General features: G+C 70.6%; 12 protein-coding genes. 6 read left to right on the plus strand and 6 right to left on the minus strand.

The window, feature by feature from the left end:
- Window positions 1–18 precede the first annotated feature (18 nt).
- Window positions 19–981 (minus strand): endonuclease III, encoded by a 963-nt coding sequence (nth, locus tag IE277_RS25460; protein ID WP_189956015.1) that lies wholly within the window; start codon window positions 979–981, stop codon window positions 19–21.
- Between the two features lie 276 nt (window positions 982–1,257).
- Here nth and IE277_RS25465 point away from each other — a divergent pair, with 276 nt between their 5' ends.
- The 3 genes from IE277_RS25465 (at window position 1,258) to IE277_RS25475 (ending at window position 4,635) form a co-directional block, all read left to right on the plus strand.
- A complete protein-coding gene (locus IE277_RS25465; protein WP_018547939.1) occupies window positions 1,258–1,932 on the plus strand; it encodes a Crp/Fnr family transcriptional regulator in 675 nt (224 codons plus the stop codon).
- A 308-nt stretch (window positions 1,933–2,240) separates the two neighbouring features.
- Window positions 2,241–3,728: an alpha/beta hydrolase gene (locus IE277_RS25470; RefSeq protein ID WP_189956016.1), complete on the plus strand. Its 1,488-nt coding sequence runs from the start codon at window positions 2,241–2,243 to the stop codon at window positions 3,726–3,728.
- A gap of 28 nt (window positions 3,729–3,756) precedes the next feature.
- Window positions 3,757–4,635 (plus strand): RNA polymerase sigma-70 factor, encoded by an 879-nt coding sequence (locus IE277_RS25475; protein WP_189956017.1) that lies wholly within the window; start codon window positions 3,757–3,759, stop codon window positions 4,633–4,635.
- A gap of 54 nt (window positions 4,636–4,689) precedes the next feature.
- On the opposite strand, the gene IE277_RS25480 is transcribed toward IE277_RS25475, so the two are convergent.
- The 4 genes from IE277_RS25480 to sp36 all read right to left on the minus strand — a co-directional run bounded on the left by IE277_RS25480 (window position 4,690) and on the right by sp36 (window position 7,159).
- Window positions 4,690–5,529, minus strand: a complete 840-nt coding sequence (locus tag IE277_RS25480; RefSeq protein WP_189956018.1) for an MBL fold metallo-hydrolase — start codon at window positions 5,527–5,529, stop codon at window positions 4,690–4,692.
- Window positions 5,526–6,410 (minus strand): NUDIX hydrolase, encoded by an 885-nt coding sequence (locus IE277_RS25485; protein ID WP_189956019.1) that lies wholly within the window; start codon window positions 6,408–6,410, stop codon window positions 5,526–5,528. Before IE277_RS25485 ends, IE277_RS25480 begins: the two co-directional genes overlap by 4 nt.
- Window positions 6,411–6,533: 123 nt before the next feature.
- Entirely contained in the window at window positions 6,534–6,998 is a 465-nt protein-coding gene (locus IE277_RS25490) for a RidA family protein (protein WP_189956020.1), read from the minus strand.
- A complete protein-coding gene (gene sp36 / locus IE277_RS25495) occupies window positions 6,995–7,159 on the minus strand; it encodes a Sp36 family protein (protein ID WP_136744038.1) in 165 nt (54 codons plus the stop codon). Before sp36 ends, IE277_RS25490 begins: the two co-directional genes overlap by 4 nt.
- 140 nt (window positions 7,160–7,299) lie before the next feature.
- Between sp36 and bagA the strand changes: the two genes are divergently transcribed.
- Entirely contained in the window at window positions 7,300–8,277 is a 978-nt protein-coding gene (bagA, locus tag IE277_RS25500; protein WP_189956021.1) for an ATPase BagA, read from the plus strand.
- The gene (gene bagB / locus IE277_RS25505) at window positions 8,274–9,728 is read left to right on the plus strand and encodes an ATPase BagB (RefSeq protein WP_189956022.1); all 1,455 of its coding nucleotides are present in this window, start codon (window positions 8,274–8,276) and stop codon (window positions 9,726–9,728) included. The genes bagA and bagB overlap by 4 nt, the downstream gene beginning before the upstream one ends.
- A 156-nt stretch (window positions 9,729–9,884) precedes the next feature.
- Here the strand turns inward: bagB and wblA are convergent, their stop codons facing one another.
- Window positions 9,885–10,223 (minus strand): transcriptional regulator WblA, encoded by a 339-nt coding sequence (wblA, locus tag IE277_RS25510; protein ID WP_189956079.1) that lies wholly within the window; start codon window positions 10,221–10,223, stop codon window positions 9,885–9,887.
- A 491-nt stretch (window positions 10,224–10,714) separates the two neighbouring features.
- Here wblA and IE277_RS25515 point away from each other — a divergent pair, with 491 nt between their 5' ends.
- A complete protein-coding gene (locus tag IE277_RS25515; RefSeq protein WP_189956023.1) occupies window positions 10,715–13,042 on the plus strand; it encodes a transglycosylase domain-containing protein in 2,328 nt (775 codons plus the stop codon).
- Window positions 13,043–13,062 lie beyond the last annotated feature (20 nt).

The following is a 13,062-nucleotide window of genomic DNA, read 5'->3' on the forward strand; positions in this document are numbered from 1 at the left end:
GGCCCCGAGATCGTTCCGTCACGCGGCCCCCAGGGGCGGGGCCGGCTTGCCGCCCGCGTCGAGGTAGGCCTGCGGGGGCTTGAGCCGCTGGCCGGGGAAGCCGCCCTTCTCGTACTTCAGGAGCTTCCTGGCCTTCTCGGGGTCGGTCTCGCCCTCGCCGTAGGCCGGGCAGAGCGGGGCGATCGGGCAGGCGCCGCAGGCGGGCTTGCGGGCGTGGCAGATCCGCCGGCCGTGCCAGATCACATGGTGGGACAGGTCGGTCCACTCGCTCTTCGGGAACAGCGCGCCGACGGCCGCCTCGATCTTGTCCGGGTCGGTCTGGTCCGTCCACCGCCAGCGCCGCACCAGCCGCTGGAAGTGCGTGTCGACGGTGATGCCGGGCCGTCCGAAGGCGTTGCCGAGCACCACGAAGGCGGTCTTGCGGCCGACGCCGGGCAGCTTGACCAGGTCTTCGAGCCTGCCGGGCACCTCGCCGCCGAAGTCCTCGGCCAGCGCCTTGGAGAGCCCTATGACCGACTTGGTCTTGGCCCGGAAGAACCCGCAGGGGCGCAGGATGTCCTCGACCTCCTCCGGATTGGCAGCGGCCAGGTCCTCGGGGGTCGGGTACTTGCCGAAGAGCGCGGGGGTCGTCTGGTTGACCCGCAGGTCGGTGGTCTGGGCCGACAGCACGGTGGCGACGACCAGCTGGAACGGGTTCTCGAAGTCCAGCTCCGGGTGGGCGTACGGATACACCTCGGCCAGCTCGCGGTTGATGCGCCGGGCGCGGCGGACCAGGGCCGTGCGGGACTCCTGAGCCGGAGCCTTCGCGACGGCCTTGGCGGCGGCTTTGGTGGCAGCCTTAGTGGCGGTTTTGGTGGCGGCCTCGGCTGCGGACGGTGCCACCTCCGCTGCCTTCTTCGCCGGCGCGGCCTTCTTGGCCCGAGCGACCTTTTTTACCGGTTTTCCGGTTTTCTTACCATCGCCGGAGCTCTGTTCGCCCACGGCGGAATCGCGACGTACAACCACCCGCTAAGCCCCCTTGGCCTGTGCTCTCACCGGCGTTTTGGACACCCGGCCAGCCTAAAGCCCGGCACCGACATCCGCTCCGGACCCCGAAGATCGGCCCCCGATTGGACCCCTGACGCTTACCTCGGGACACCTGTGCGGCATCCTTGTGACAGATCACACTGTTTGGACCGTCCGGCAAAATGGGGAACACGGTCCCCTGGCACACCGGGGGAGCAAGATCCCCTGAGCAGGTCGACAAGGAGAGAACTCGTGGACGACGTTCTGCGGCGCAACCCGCTCTTCGCGGCTCTCGACGACGAGCAGTCCGCGGAGCTTCGCGCCTCCATGAGTGAGGTGACTCTCGCGCGTGGCGACTCCCTGTTCCACGAGGGCGACCCCGGGGACCGGCTCTACGTCGTCACCGAGGGCAAGGTGAAGCTGCACCGCACCTCACCCGACGGCCGCGAGAACATGCTGGCCGTGGTCGGCCCCGGCGAGCTGATCGGCGAACTGTCGCTGTTCGACCCGGGCCCGCGTACGGCGACCGCGACCGCGCTGACCGAGGTCAAGCTGCTGGGCCTCGGCCACGGCGACCTCCAGCCCTGGCTGAACGCGCGCCCCGAGGTGGCCACCGCGCTGCTGCGCGCCGTCGCCCGCCGGCTGCGCAAGACCAACGACGCCATGTCCGACCTGGTCTTCTCCGACGTGCCCGGCCGTGTGGCGCGCGCCCTGCTGGATCTCTCGCGCCGCTTCGGCGTGCAGTCCGAGGAAGGCATCCACGTCGTCCACGACCTCACGCAGGAGGAGCTGGCCCAGCTGGTCGGCGCCTCGCGCGAGACCGTGAACAAGGCACTGGCGGACTTCGCCCAGCGCGGGTGGCTCCGCCTGGAGGCGCGAGCCGTGATCCTGCTGGACGTGGAGAGGCTGGCCAAGAGGTCACGCTGAGGCCGCTGACGTCCGCTGAGGCCGCTGAGGCCCACTGACGTCCGCTGAGGCATCAGTCGCCCGCCGCAGCCATGTGCGGCGGGCTACGGCCACGCGCGCGTGCGTCGCGCGCCACAGCCACAGTGCCCAGACGCCGTCCACCGGCACCCGCACCCGCACCCGCACCCGCACCCGCACCCGCACCCGCACCCGCACCGGACAACTCCTTCCGAAGTCGGCCGGAACGCACCGCCGCGATCGGGCAACCCTCCCGGCCTCCGTCTCATCTTGCCTCCGGCAGCAGCGAATTGACCGGAAGGCAGCAGACGTTGACCAGACGCCCCTCTCCCCTCGCCCGGCGTGGCGCGGCCGTCGCCGCCGCCCTCGGGCTCGTGGCCCTCGCCGGTCCTCAGGCGGCCCATGCGGCGCCCGCCGCCACGGTCACCGGCCCCGCGGCGCTGCACTGGTCCACCTGCCCCGCGGGCTCCGAAGCGCCGCGCGGCACCTACTGCGCCACCCTGGAAGTGCCCCTCGACTACGCCAGGCCGAACGGCCGGCAGATCAAGCTCACCCTGTCGATGGTCGGCGCTCTGAACGCCCCGCACACCCTCGTGGTCAACCCCGGGGGGCCTGGCGAACCGGGCATCGGCGCGCCCAAGTTGGTGTGGAGCTCGATGCCCGAGAACGTCGCCTCGGCGTACAACGTGGTCAGCTTCGACCCGCGCGGTGTCGGTGCCGGCACCCCCGTCTCCTGCGGGGACACGAGCAAGCTGATCAAGCATCCGGCCGCGCCGTACACGCCCGCGAACGCGGCCCAGGAGCAGGCGCGGAGCACGGTCGCCCGCAAGATCGCCGAGCAGTGCTCCGCACACGCCAAGGACCTGCTGCCGTACATCACCACCGCGAACGCGGCCCGCGACATGGACCGGATCCGTACCGCGCTCCACCGCGACAAGCTGGACTACCTCGGCTACTCGTACGGGACGCGGCTCGGCGCGACGTACGCGACGCTGTTTCCCGCGCGCACCGGCCGCATGATCCTGGACAGCGTCGTCGATCCCACGGTCACCACCTATGGCTCGCAGTACGAGCAGAATCCGGCGCTGCAGCACCGGGCCGGGCAGTTCTTCGCGTGGGCGGCCAAGAAGGACGCGACCTATCACCTGGGCACCACTCAGGCGAAGGTGGCGGCCACGTGGGACGCCGTCCGCGCGAAACTGGCCGCCCACCCCGCCGGCGGCCGCGCGGGCAGCGCCGAGCTGGACGACCTGCTGGCCTCCGCCATGTACACCGATCTGTTCTGGAGCGATCCGGCCCAGGCCGTCTCGGACTACCGGCGCGGGGACGCGAGCACACTGCTCGGCGCGACCGACCAGCTGGCCCTCGGTGACGTGGATCCGGCCCGACTCGCCTACAACTGCGTGGACGACGCCTGGCCGCGCGACTGGGCGACCTGGCACCGGGACACGGCCGCCGCCGCCCCCAAGGCCCCGCTGTTCGCCTGGCAGAACACCTGGTTCAGCGCGCCCTGCGCGTACTGGAAGGCCCCGACGGCCAAGCCCGTGAAGATCGGCTCGGTGAAGGTGCCGCCGATCCTGCTGCTCCAGGCCAAGGACGACCCGGCGACCCCGGTCGTGGGCGCGCAGCGCATGCAGAAGGCGCTCTCCGGCTCCCGCCTCCTCGTCTCGGGCGGCGGCAACCACGGCCAGTACCTGTTCGACGGGAACGCCTGCATGGACCGCGCCGGCAGCCGCTATCTGCTCACGGGGAAGCTGCCGGCCGCGAACGGCACATGCCCGGCACCGTCGGCACCGTAGACCAGGAGGAGAGGAGCCGGACCCGCTCATGGCCGAGGACGCCTTCACCGAGCACCGCCCGCTGCTGTTCACCATCGCCTACGAGATGCTGGGCAGCGCCGCCGATGCCGAGGACGTGCTGCAGGAGAGCTATCTGCGCTGGCGGGAGGTCGATCCGGCCACGGTCGGGCACCCGCGCGCGTACCTGGTCCGCACGGTGACCCGGCAGGCGCTCAACCATCTGCGCGCGGCCAGGTCACGGCGCGAGGAGTACATCGGCACCTGGCTGCCCGAACCGATCCGCACCGCGCCCGAGGTCGGCGACGACGTGATCCTCGCCGAGTCGGTGTCGATGGCCATGATGCTGGTCCTGGAGACGCTGAACCCGACCGAGCGCGCCGTGTTCGTCCTGCACGACGTGTTCGGCTACACCCACGGCGAGATCGCCTCCGCGGTCGGCAGGACCGAGGTCACCGTCCGGCAGATCGCGCACCGCGCGCGTGGGCACGTACACGCGCGCAGGCGCCGCTTCGAACCCGATTCCGCCGCCACCGGGGAGATCGTCGAGCGGTTCCTGCGGTCGGCGGCGGACGGCGACGTACAGGCGCTGATGGATCTGCTCGCGCCCGATGTGGTGGCGATCGCCGACGGCGGCGGGAAGGTCACCGCCGCCCGCCGCCCGGTCGTCGGGTGCGACGAGGTCGCCCGATTCGTCCTCGGTGTGTACCGCACCAGCGCGACGACGGCCCGGATCGAGCCCGCCCGCTACAACGGCATGCCCGCGGTCCGGTTCCTCACCGGCGACGCGCTGGCCTGGCTGGCGGCGTTCGAGATCCGGGACGGACGGGTCACCGGCCTCTACGGCATGCGCAACCCAGACAAACTGGACCGCGCCGATGTGCTGCGCCCGCTCGACAGAGGACGCTGACCGGCGCGGACGCGTGGACGCGTGAACGCGCGGACCACGGAGGGGCGGCGGAGCTCACATCGGCTGGATCAGGCCGTGCTCGCTGAGATAGTCCAGCTGGGCCCGTACGGACAGTTCCGCCGCCGGCCACAGGGAGCGGTCCACGTCGGCGTAGACGTGGGCCACGACCTCGCCCGCGGTGCGACGGCCGTCCTCGACCGCGGTCTCCACCTGGGCGAGCCGGTGGGCGCGGTGGGCGAGGTAGAACTCGACGGCGCCCTGGGCGTCCTCCAGGACCGGCCCGTGCCCCGGCAGGACCGTGTGCACGCCGTCGTCGACCGTCAGGGAGCGCAGCCGGCGCAGCGAGTCCAGATAGTCGCCCAGCCGGCCGTCCGGGTGCGCCACGACCGTCGTACCGCGCCCCAGGATGGTGTCGCCGGTCAGCACGGCCCGGTCGGCCGGGAGATGGAAGCACAGCGAGTCCGCGGTGTGCCCGGGGGTCGGTACGACCCTCAGCTCCAGGCCGCCGACGGTGATCACGTCCCCTGCGGCCAGCCCCTCGTCACCGAGGCGCAGCGCCGGATCGAGGGCACGCACGCGTGTGCCGGTCAGTTCCGCGAAGCGGGCGGCGCCCTCGGCGTGGTCGGGATGGCCGTGGGTGAGCAGGGTCAGGGCTATGCGCTTGCCTGCCTTCTCGGCCATGTCCACGACAGCGCTCAGATGGGTGTCGTCCAGCGGGCCCGGGTCGATCACCACGGCCAGTTCGGAGTCGGGCTCGGCGACGATCCAGGTGTTGGTGCCGTCCAGGGTCATCGCGGAGGCGTTGGGCGCGAGGACGTTGACGGCCCGTTCGGTGGCGGGGCCGGAGAGCACCTGGCCGCGGGGCTGGCCCGGCAGGGCGCTTGCGTCGGTCATGCGGGGCCTCCACCGCTGTTCGTCTCGGCCGTCGGGATGTGCTTGGTGAACTCCTCGTGCCCCGGCCAGGACAGGACGATCTCGCCGTCCACGAGGCGGGCACGGGCCATCACGGGGGTCATGTCGCGCGCGGAGGCGACCGTGAGCGCCTCGGCGGCACGGTCGTACGGCATCAGCTGGCGCAGGGTGGCGATGGTGGGCGGCATCATCAGCAGCTCGCCCTTGTCGTAGCCGGCGGCGGCCTCGGCGGGGCGGATCCACACCGTGCGGTCCGCCTCCGTGGAGGCGTTGCGGGTGCGCTGCCCCGTGGGCAGGACGGCCACGAAGAACCAGGTGTCGTAGCGGCGGGCCTCGAACTCCGGGGTGATCCAGCGGGTCCAGGCGCCCAGCAGGTCCGAGCGCAGCACCAGGCCGCGCCGGTCGAGGAACTCGGCGAAGGACAGCTCGCGCGCGACCAGCGCGACGCGGTCAGCCTCCCAGTCGTCGCCCGTGGTGTCGCCGACGACCGAGTCCGCGTCGGGCCCGGCGAGCAGGACACCCGCCTCCTCGTACGTCTCGCGTACGGCCGCGCAGACGATCGCCTGGGCGCCCGGCTCGTCGACGCCGAGCCGCTCGGCCCACCACGCGCGCGCGGGGCCCGCCCAGCGCACCAGACGGTCGTCGTCGCGTGGATCGACACCGCCCCCCGGATACGCGTACGCGCCTCCGGCGAAGGCCATGGAGGCGCGTCTGCGCAGCATGTGGACGACCGGACCGGACTCGGTGTCCTTCAGGAGCAGGACCGTGGCCGCGCGTCTCGGGGACACCGGGGTGAGGGTGCCGTCCGCGTGCGCCCGGATGCGGTCCGGCCACTCGGGTGGATACCACTGACCGTTCGCCATGGCCGGAGGCTATCCCGTGTACGGCGAATGTTCGAGAGGTGCCCGAGGTCAGCGGGGGTCCGCGGGGTCACCCACGAGTCGCCGGCGGGTCACTGGGCGAGTCCCTGGCGGGTCACTGGCGGGTCACTGGGCGAGTTCCACCTGGATCTCGACCTCCACCGGCGCGTCCAGCGGCAGCACCGCGACGCCGACGGCGCTGCGGGCGTGCACGCCCTTGTCGCCGAGGACCTCGCCGAGCAGTTCGCTGGCGCCGTTGACGACACCGGGCTGCCCGGTGAAGTCGGACGCGGAGGCGACGAAGCCGACGACCTTCACCACGCGCGCGATGCGGTCCAGGTCGCCGGTGACGGACTTCACGGCGGCCAGCGCGTTCAGCGCGCAGATCCGGGCCAGATCCTTGGCCTCCTCCGGCGTGACCTCGGCGCCCACCTTGCCGGTGACCGGCAGCTTGCCCTCGACCATGGGCAGCTGGCCGGCGGTGTAGACGTACACACCCGACCGGACGGCCGGCTGGTACGCGGCCAGCGGCGGTACGACCGCCGGCAGGGTCAGGCCCAGTTCGGCCAGCTTGGCCTCGACCGCGCTCATGCCTGCTTCTCCCGCTTCAGGTAGGCCACCAGCTGCTCGGGGTTGTTGGGCCCGGGCACGACCTGGACCAGCTCCCAGCCGTCCTCGCCCCAGGTGTCCAGAATCTGCTTCGTGGCATGGACGAGCAGCGGCACGGTGGCGTATTCCCACTTCTTGGTCATGGGGCCGACTGTAGCCGCTGCGACCGGTGGGGCAGGCGGCCGACCGCGGCCGGCGGTGCACGGGCGGGCCGCCCGAGTGTGACGACCGTTATCCACAGCCCCGGGCGTGCGCGTCGCCCGGACTGGTTAGTCTCGAAGGCGTGAGCAGGCTCCAGGTCGTCAGCGGCAAGGGCGGGACCGGAAAGACGACGGTCGCCGCCGCATTGGCGCTGGCCCTCGCGACCGAAGGGAAGCGGACGCTTCTCGTGGAGGTCGAGGGCCGGCAGGGCATCGCGCAGCTCTTCGAGACGGAGGCGTTGCCGTACGAGGAACGGAAGATCGCGGTCGCTCCCGGGGGCGGCGAGGTGTACGCCCTGGCCATAGACCCCGAACTGGCCCTTCTGGACTACCTCCAGATGTTCTACAAGCTCGGCGGTGCGGGCCGCGCCCTGAAAAAGCTCGGCGCGATCGACTTCGCCACCACCATCGCGCCCGGCATCAGGGACGTCCTGCTGACCGGCAAGGCGTGCGAGGCCGTGCGCCGCAAGGACAAGAAGGGGCACTTCGCGTACGACTACGTCGTCATGGACGCCCCGCCCACCGGCCGCATCACCCGCTTCCTGAATGTGAACGACGAGGTGGCGGGCCTCGCGAAGATCGGCCCGATACACAATCAGGCGCAGGCCGTGATGCGGGTGCTGAAGTCGCCGGAGACGGCGGTGCACCTGGTGACGCTGCTGGAGGAGATGCCGGTCCAGGAGACCGCCGACGGCATCGCCGAACTCCGCGCCGCGCGGCTCCCGGTGGGCCGGGTCATCGTGAACATGGTCCGGCCACAGGTGCTGGACGCGGCCGACCTGGAACTCGTGGGGGCCGTCACACGTTCATCGGTGGCACAGGCGTTGTCGGCGGCGGGGCTGGGCGGCGCCCGGCGCGGCGGGAACGCGGAGAAGCTGGTGGACCCGCTGCTGCGCCAGGCGGCGGAGTACGCCGAGCGGTATGCGCTGGAGCAGGAGCAGCGCGCGGTCCTGGGCGAGCTGGGCCTGCCGCTGGGCGAACTCCCGCTGCTCACCGAGGGCATGGACCTGGCGGGTCTGTACGAACTCGCCACCGAGCTGCGGAAGCAGGGGTTGTCATGAGTCCGGACCCGGCCGAGGCACAGCGGACAGCCGAGGGCCAGGGCTCCGCCGGGGGGCGAGGTTCCGCCGCGGGACGGGGATCCGCCGAGGCGCGCGAGCAGGGCCGTCGGCTGTCCCCCGCGCGCGTGCTGGACGTCGACCCGCTGCTGGACGACCCGAAGACCCGGATCGTGGTGTGCTGCGGCTCGGGCGGGGTCGGGAAGACGACGACCGCGGCGGCCCTCGGCCTCAGGGCGGCCGAGCGGGGCCGCAAAGTGGTGGTCCTCACCATCGACCCGGCCCGGCGGCTGGCCCAGTCGATGGGCATCGACTCCCTCGACAACGTCCCGCGGAGGGTCAAGGGCACCGAGGATCGAAGAGAGGCATCGCGCGGCGACTCGGGCAAGGGCGGTGGCGGCCGACGGGAGGGAGAGCTGCACGCCATGATGCTCGACATGAAGCGCACCTTCGACGAGGTCGTCGAGGCGCACGCGGACCCCGAGCGGGCGGCCGCGATCCTGGCGAACCCCTTCTACCAGTCACTCTCGGCGGGCTTCGCGGGCACGCAGGAGTACATGGCGATGGAGAAGCTGGGCCAGCTGCGGGCGAAGGACGAGTGGGACCTGATCGTGGTCGACACCCCGCCCTCCCGCTCGGCGCTGGACTTCCTGGACGCGCCGAAGCGGCTCGGTTCCTTCCTGGACGGCCGGCTGATCCGCCTGCTGACGGCCCCCGCCAAACTGGGCGGCCGCGCGGGCATGGCCTTCCTCAACGTCGGCATGTCGATGATGACCGGCACACTGGGCAAACTGCTCGGCGGTCAGCTACTCAAGGACGTCCAGACGTTCGTGGCCGCGATGGACACCACCTTCGGCGGTTTCCGTACGCGCGCGGACGCCACGTACAAGCTGCTCCAGGCGCCCGGTACGGCGTTCCTGGTGGTCGCGGCCCCGGAGCGGGACGCCCTCCGTGAGGCGGCGTACTTCGTGGAGCGGCTGGCCGCGGAGAAGATGCCGCTGGTGGGTCTGGTGCTGAACCGGGTCCATGGCAGCGACGCGGTCCGGTTGTCGGCCGAGCGGGCGCTCGCCGCCGCCGAAAATCTTGAGGACCCCCGCATTGTGGATCAGGGCGGCGGGAAAGCTGGACTTCGTAACTCTCCCGACCCATACGGCAGTTCGCGATCTCCCGCATCCGAGGCCGCAAGCGACGCCCCCGCTTCCGAAGAAGGCTCCCCCGCCGACGCGGAACGCCCTGTCGACCGGCTCACCGCGGGACTGCTGAGACTGCACGCCGATCGCATGCAGTTGCTCGCGCGCGAGCAGCGCACATGTGACCGTTTCACCGCCCGCCACCCCGAGGTGGCGGTGGTCGAAGTACCCGCACTCCCCGGCGACGTCCACGACCTCACAGGCCTGCGTGACATCGGCGCCCGACTGGCGGCGGGCGCGACGGAGCACACAGAACCGACGTAGCGGGCAGAAGAGTCCACAGAGCGGGCGAGGAGAGCGCGGCAGGAGCAGCTACACGGTCGTATGCGCAGGGGTGGCGGACGCGCGATACCGCAGGGCGGCCGATCACGGCTTCCCCAGGGGTGCTGTGCCCCGGGGATGTGCCGTGCGGGAATGCCCTCAGCTCACCGCCGCGTAGTTCTCGTACACCTCGTCGTCGTCGAGGGGCACGATGCCTGTGCCGCGCTCATACTCCGAGCGGGCGGTCTCCAGCAGCCTGCGCCACGAGGTCACGGTGGGCCGGCGGCGCAACAGCGCGCGGCGCTCCCGCTCCGTCATGCCTCCCCACACGCCGAACTCGACGCGATTGTCCAGCGCATCGGCCAGGCACTCGGTGCGTACCGGACATCCGGTGCACACCGCCTTGGCCCTGTTCTGCGCTGCTCCTTGAACGAACAGTTCATCCGGATCGGTAGTGCGGCAGGCAGCCTGCGCACTCCAGTCGGTTACCCAGCCCATACCGGCGCCGTCCTCTCCCGAATCGAGGCTCCCCCACGGCGGCAGCGGCATATTCACCGCCGCCAGTTGAGGACGTTACGGAAGGTGGGCACAGCGCAACACCCCCTTCGGGCCCAATCTTGGATGGCCCGAACGGACTATGGGTAAGCGGCAGATCACCCGCGGGAGTGAGCTGGCGACATACGCGACCATCCCGGCAAACCGGGACAGCTGTGGTGCGTAACAACGGGCGCGAGGTGACACACGAGGCGGATTCGGACACGTCCACCTCACGAACCGGTCGCGTCCCGTGCAAAAAACGGGGTACGCCCGGAACGATTCGGGGTCGCCGGACGTATTGATACGTGGCCGCACTGCTGTGACAGTTGAGAGCAGCTTAGGCCAAGGCCTGCGCGCGTGTCCGGCGAATGGGAAGGTAGGAGTTTCCCTTTGCCGTGCCGTGACGCGGGCGCTCCTTCGGAACGCTCATGAGTACGGATTAGGCTGCCCCCATGCCAAAGAAGCGTTCGGGTGGTGGTCTGTCGCCAACGCAGCAGGCCGCCAAGTTCCTCGGTGTCAGTGTGCTCGCCGGAGCCGTGATGGCGGGCATCGCGCTGCCCGCGGCCGGCGCGCTGGGGCTCGCGGCCAAGGGCTCGGTGAAGGGTTTCGACGAGATCCCGGCCAATCTCAAGAGTCCCCAGCTGAGTCAGCGCACGACGATCCTGGACAACCAGGGCCAGCAGATCGCGACCGTCTACTCCCGCGACCGCACGGTGGTGGACCTCAAGGACATCTCGCCGTACATGCAGAAGGCGATCGTCGCGATCGAGGACGCACGCTTCTATCAGCACGGCGCGATCGACCTCAAGGGCGTGCTGCGCGCCCTGAACACGAACGCTCAGCAGGGCGGTGTCGCCCAGGGTGCCTCCACCCTCACCCAGCAGCTGGTGAAGAACTACTTCATCGAGGAGGCCGGCGACGACCCGACGAAGGTCGCCGAGGCCACCCAGCAGACCCTCGGCCGCAAGGTCAAGGAACTGAAGTACGCGATCCAGATCGAGGAGAAGCTCGGCAAGAAGAAGATCCTCGAGAATTACCTGAACATCACCTTCTTCGGCGAGCAGGCCTACGGCGTCGAGGCCGCCTCCCAGCGGTACTTCTCCAAGCACGCCAAGGACCTGAACATCCAGGAATCGGCGCTGCTGGCCGGCATCGTGCAGTCCCCGAGCCGCTACGACCCGGTCAACGACGAGGCGGAGGCCACCAAGCGGCGCAACACCGTCCTCCAGCGGATGGCGGAAGTCGGCGACATCTCCCAGAAGGAGGCCGACCAGGCCAAGCAGGAGCCGCTCGGGCTGCATCCGAGCCAGCCGAAGAACGGCTGCATCACCGCGGTCAAGGGCGCCGGCTTCTTCTGTGACTACGTACGCGACGTCGTCCTGAACAACCCGGTCTACGGCAAGACCAAGGAGTCCCGCGCGAAGCTGTGGAACCAGGGCGGTCTGACGATCCGTACGACGCTCGACCCACGGGCGCAGCAGTCCGTGCAGAACTCCATCAAGGATCACGTCTACCAGTCCGACCCGGTGGCGACGGCCGCGACCATCGTCGAGCCGGGCACCGGCAAGATCCTCGCCATGGGCCAGTCCCGCCCGTACGGCTTCGGCAGGAACGAGACGCAGATCAACCTCTCCGCCAACTCGGACATGGGCGGCGGCGCGGGCTACCAGGGCGGTTCGACGTTCAAGCCGATCGTCGCGGCGGCCGCGGTCGAGGGCGGCAAGGCCCCGACACAGCAGTACCCGTCGCCGTACCAGATGACGTACCCGAGTCCGGTGCAGGCGTGTGACGGCAAGACCTGGCGCAACAACCCGCAGAACCCCGAGAAGCTGTCGAACGAGAACGAGTCCGAGCACGGCCCGTACGGCATGAAGGAAGCGACCGCCAAGTCGGTCAACACCTACTACGTACAGCTGATCAGCGACATCGGTATCTGCCCCGTCACCCAGATGGCGAAGAAGATGGGCGTGGAGCGCGCGGACGGCCGCGTGATGGACCAGGCCCCGTCGATCGCGCTCGGCACCCAGGAGGTGTCGCCGCTGACGATGGCGAACGCGTACGCCACGTTCGCCTCGCGCGGCATGTACTGCACCCCGGTCGCCATCGAGTCGATCACCCAGAAGGTCGGCAGCGAGGAGAAGTCGCTGGCCGTGCCGAAGACGGCCTGTTCACGCGCGATGTCGGAGAAGACCGCGGACACCGTCAGCACGCTCCTGAAGGGCGTGGTCGAGGACGGCACGGGTCAGGAGGCCGGCCTCGACGGCCGCCCGAGCGCGGGCAAGACGGGTACGACGGACGAGCGTTACGCGGCCTGGTTCGTCGGCTACACCCCGAACATGGCGGGCGCGGTCTGGGTCGGCGACCCGCAGCACCGGCGCCAGATGATCAACATCACCATCGGCGGCGTCCCGCACGAGAAGGTGTTCGGTGGCGAGGTGCCCGGCCCGATCTGGCGCGACATGATGACCGGCGCCCTGGAGGGCAAGCCGGTGCAGAACTTCCATCTGATCGACATCCCCGACGACAACAACAAGGGCGACAAGGGCGACAAGGGCGACAAGCGGAACGGCCGGGGAAAAGGACGCGGGGGCAGGGACGGCGGCAAGAACGGGGACAGCACGGGGGGACTGATCGGCGGTCTGACGGGCGGCACCACGGGTGACACGACCGGCGGCGCCTTCCCCGCCCCGACCTTCTCCCTCCCGGGCAACTTCATCCAGGGCCAGGGCAACGGCGGAAGCACCGGGAACGGGAACGGGAACGGTGGCTTGCGGGGGTGATCCGGGGAAATCGGGGTGAC

It is taken from the genome of Streptomyces alanosinicus (genome assembly GCF_014650595.1).
Lineage (GTDB): Bacteria > Actinomycetota > Actinomycetes > Streptomycetales > Streptomycetaceae > Streptomyces > Streptomyces alanosinicus.

Bases quoted from the DNA above. Each gene is read 5' to 3' on its own strand.
- IE277_RS25475 (WP_189956017.1), top strand. From the start codon at position 3,757: ATGGCCGAGGACGCCTTCACCGAGCACCGCCCGCTGCTGTTCACCATC.
- IE277_RS25480 (WP_189956018.1), bottom strand. From the start codon at position 5,529: ATGACCGACGCAAGCGCCCTGCCGGGCCAGCCCCGCGGCCAGGTGCTC.
- IE277_RS25485 (WP_189956019.1), bottom strand. From the start codon at position 6,410: ATGGCGAACGGTCAGTGGTATCCACCCGAGTGGCCGGACCGCATCCGG.
- IE277_RS25490 (WP_189956020.1), bottom strand. From the start codon at position 6,998: ATGAGCGCGGTCGAGGCCAAGCTGGCCGAACTGGGCCTGACCCTGCCG.
- sp36 (WP_136744038.1), bottom strand. From the start codon at position 7,159: ATGACCAAGAAGTGGGAATACGCCACCGTGCCGCTGCTCGTCCATGCC.
- bagB (WP_189956022.1), top strand. From the start codon at position 8,274: ATGAGTCCGGACCCGGCCGAGGCACAGCGGACAGCCGAGGGCCAGGGC.
- wblA (WP_189956079.1), bottom strand. From the start codon at position 10,223: ATGGGCTGGGTAACCGACTGGAGTGCGCAGGCTGCCTGCCGCACTACC.
- IE277_RS25515 (WP_189956023.1), top strand. From the start codon at position 10,715: ATGCCAAAGAAGCGTTCGGGTGGTGGTCTGTCGCCAACGCAGCAGGCC.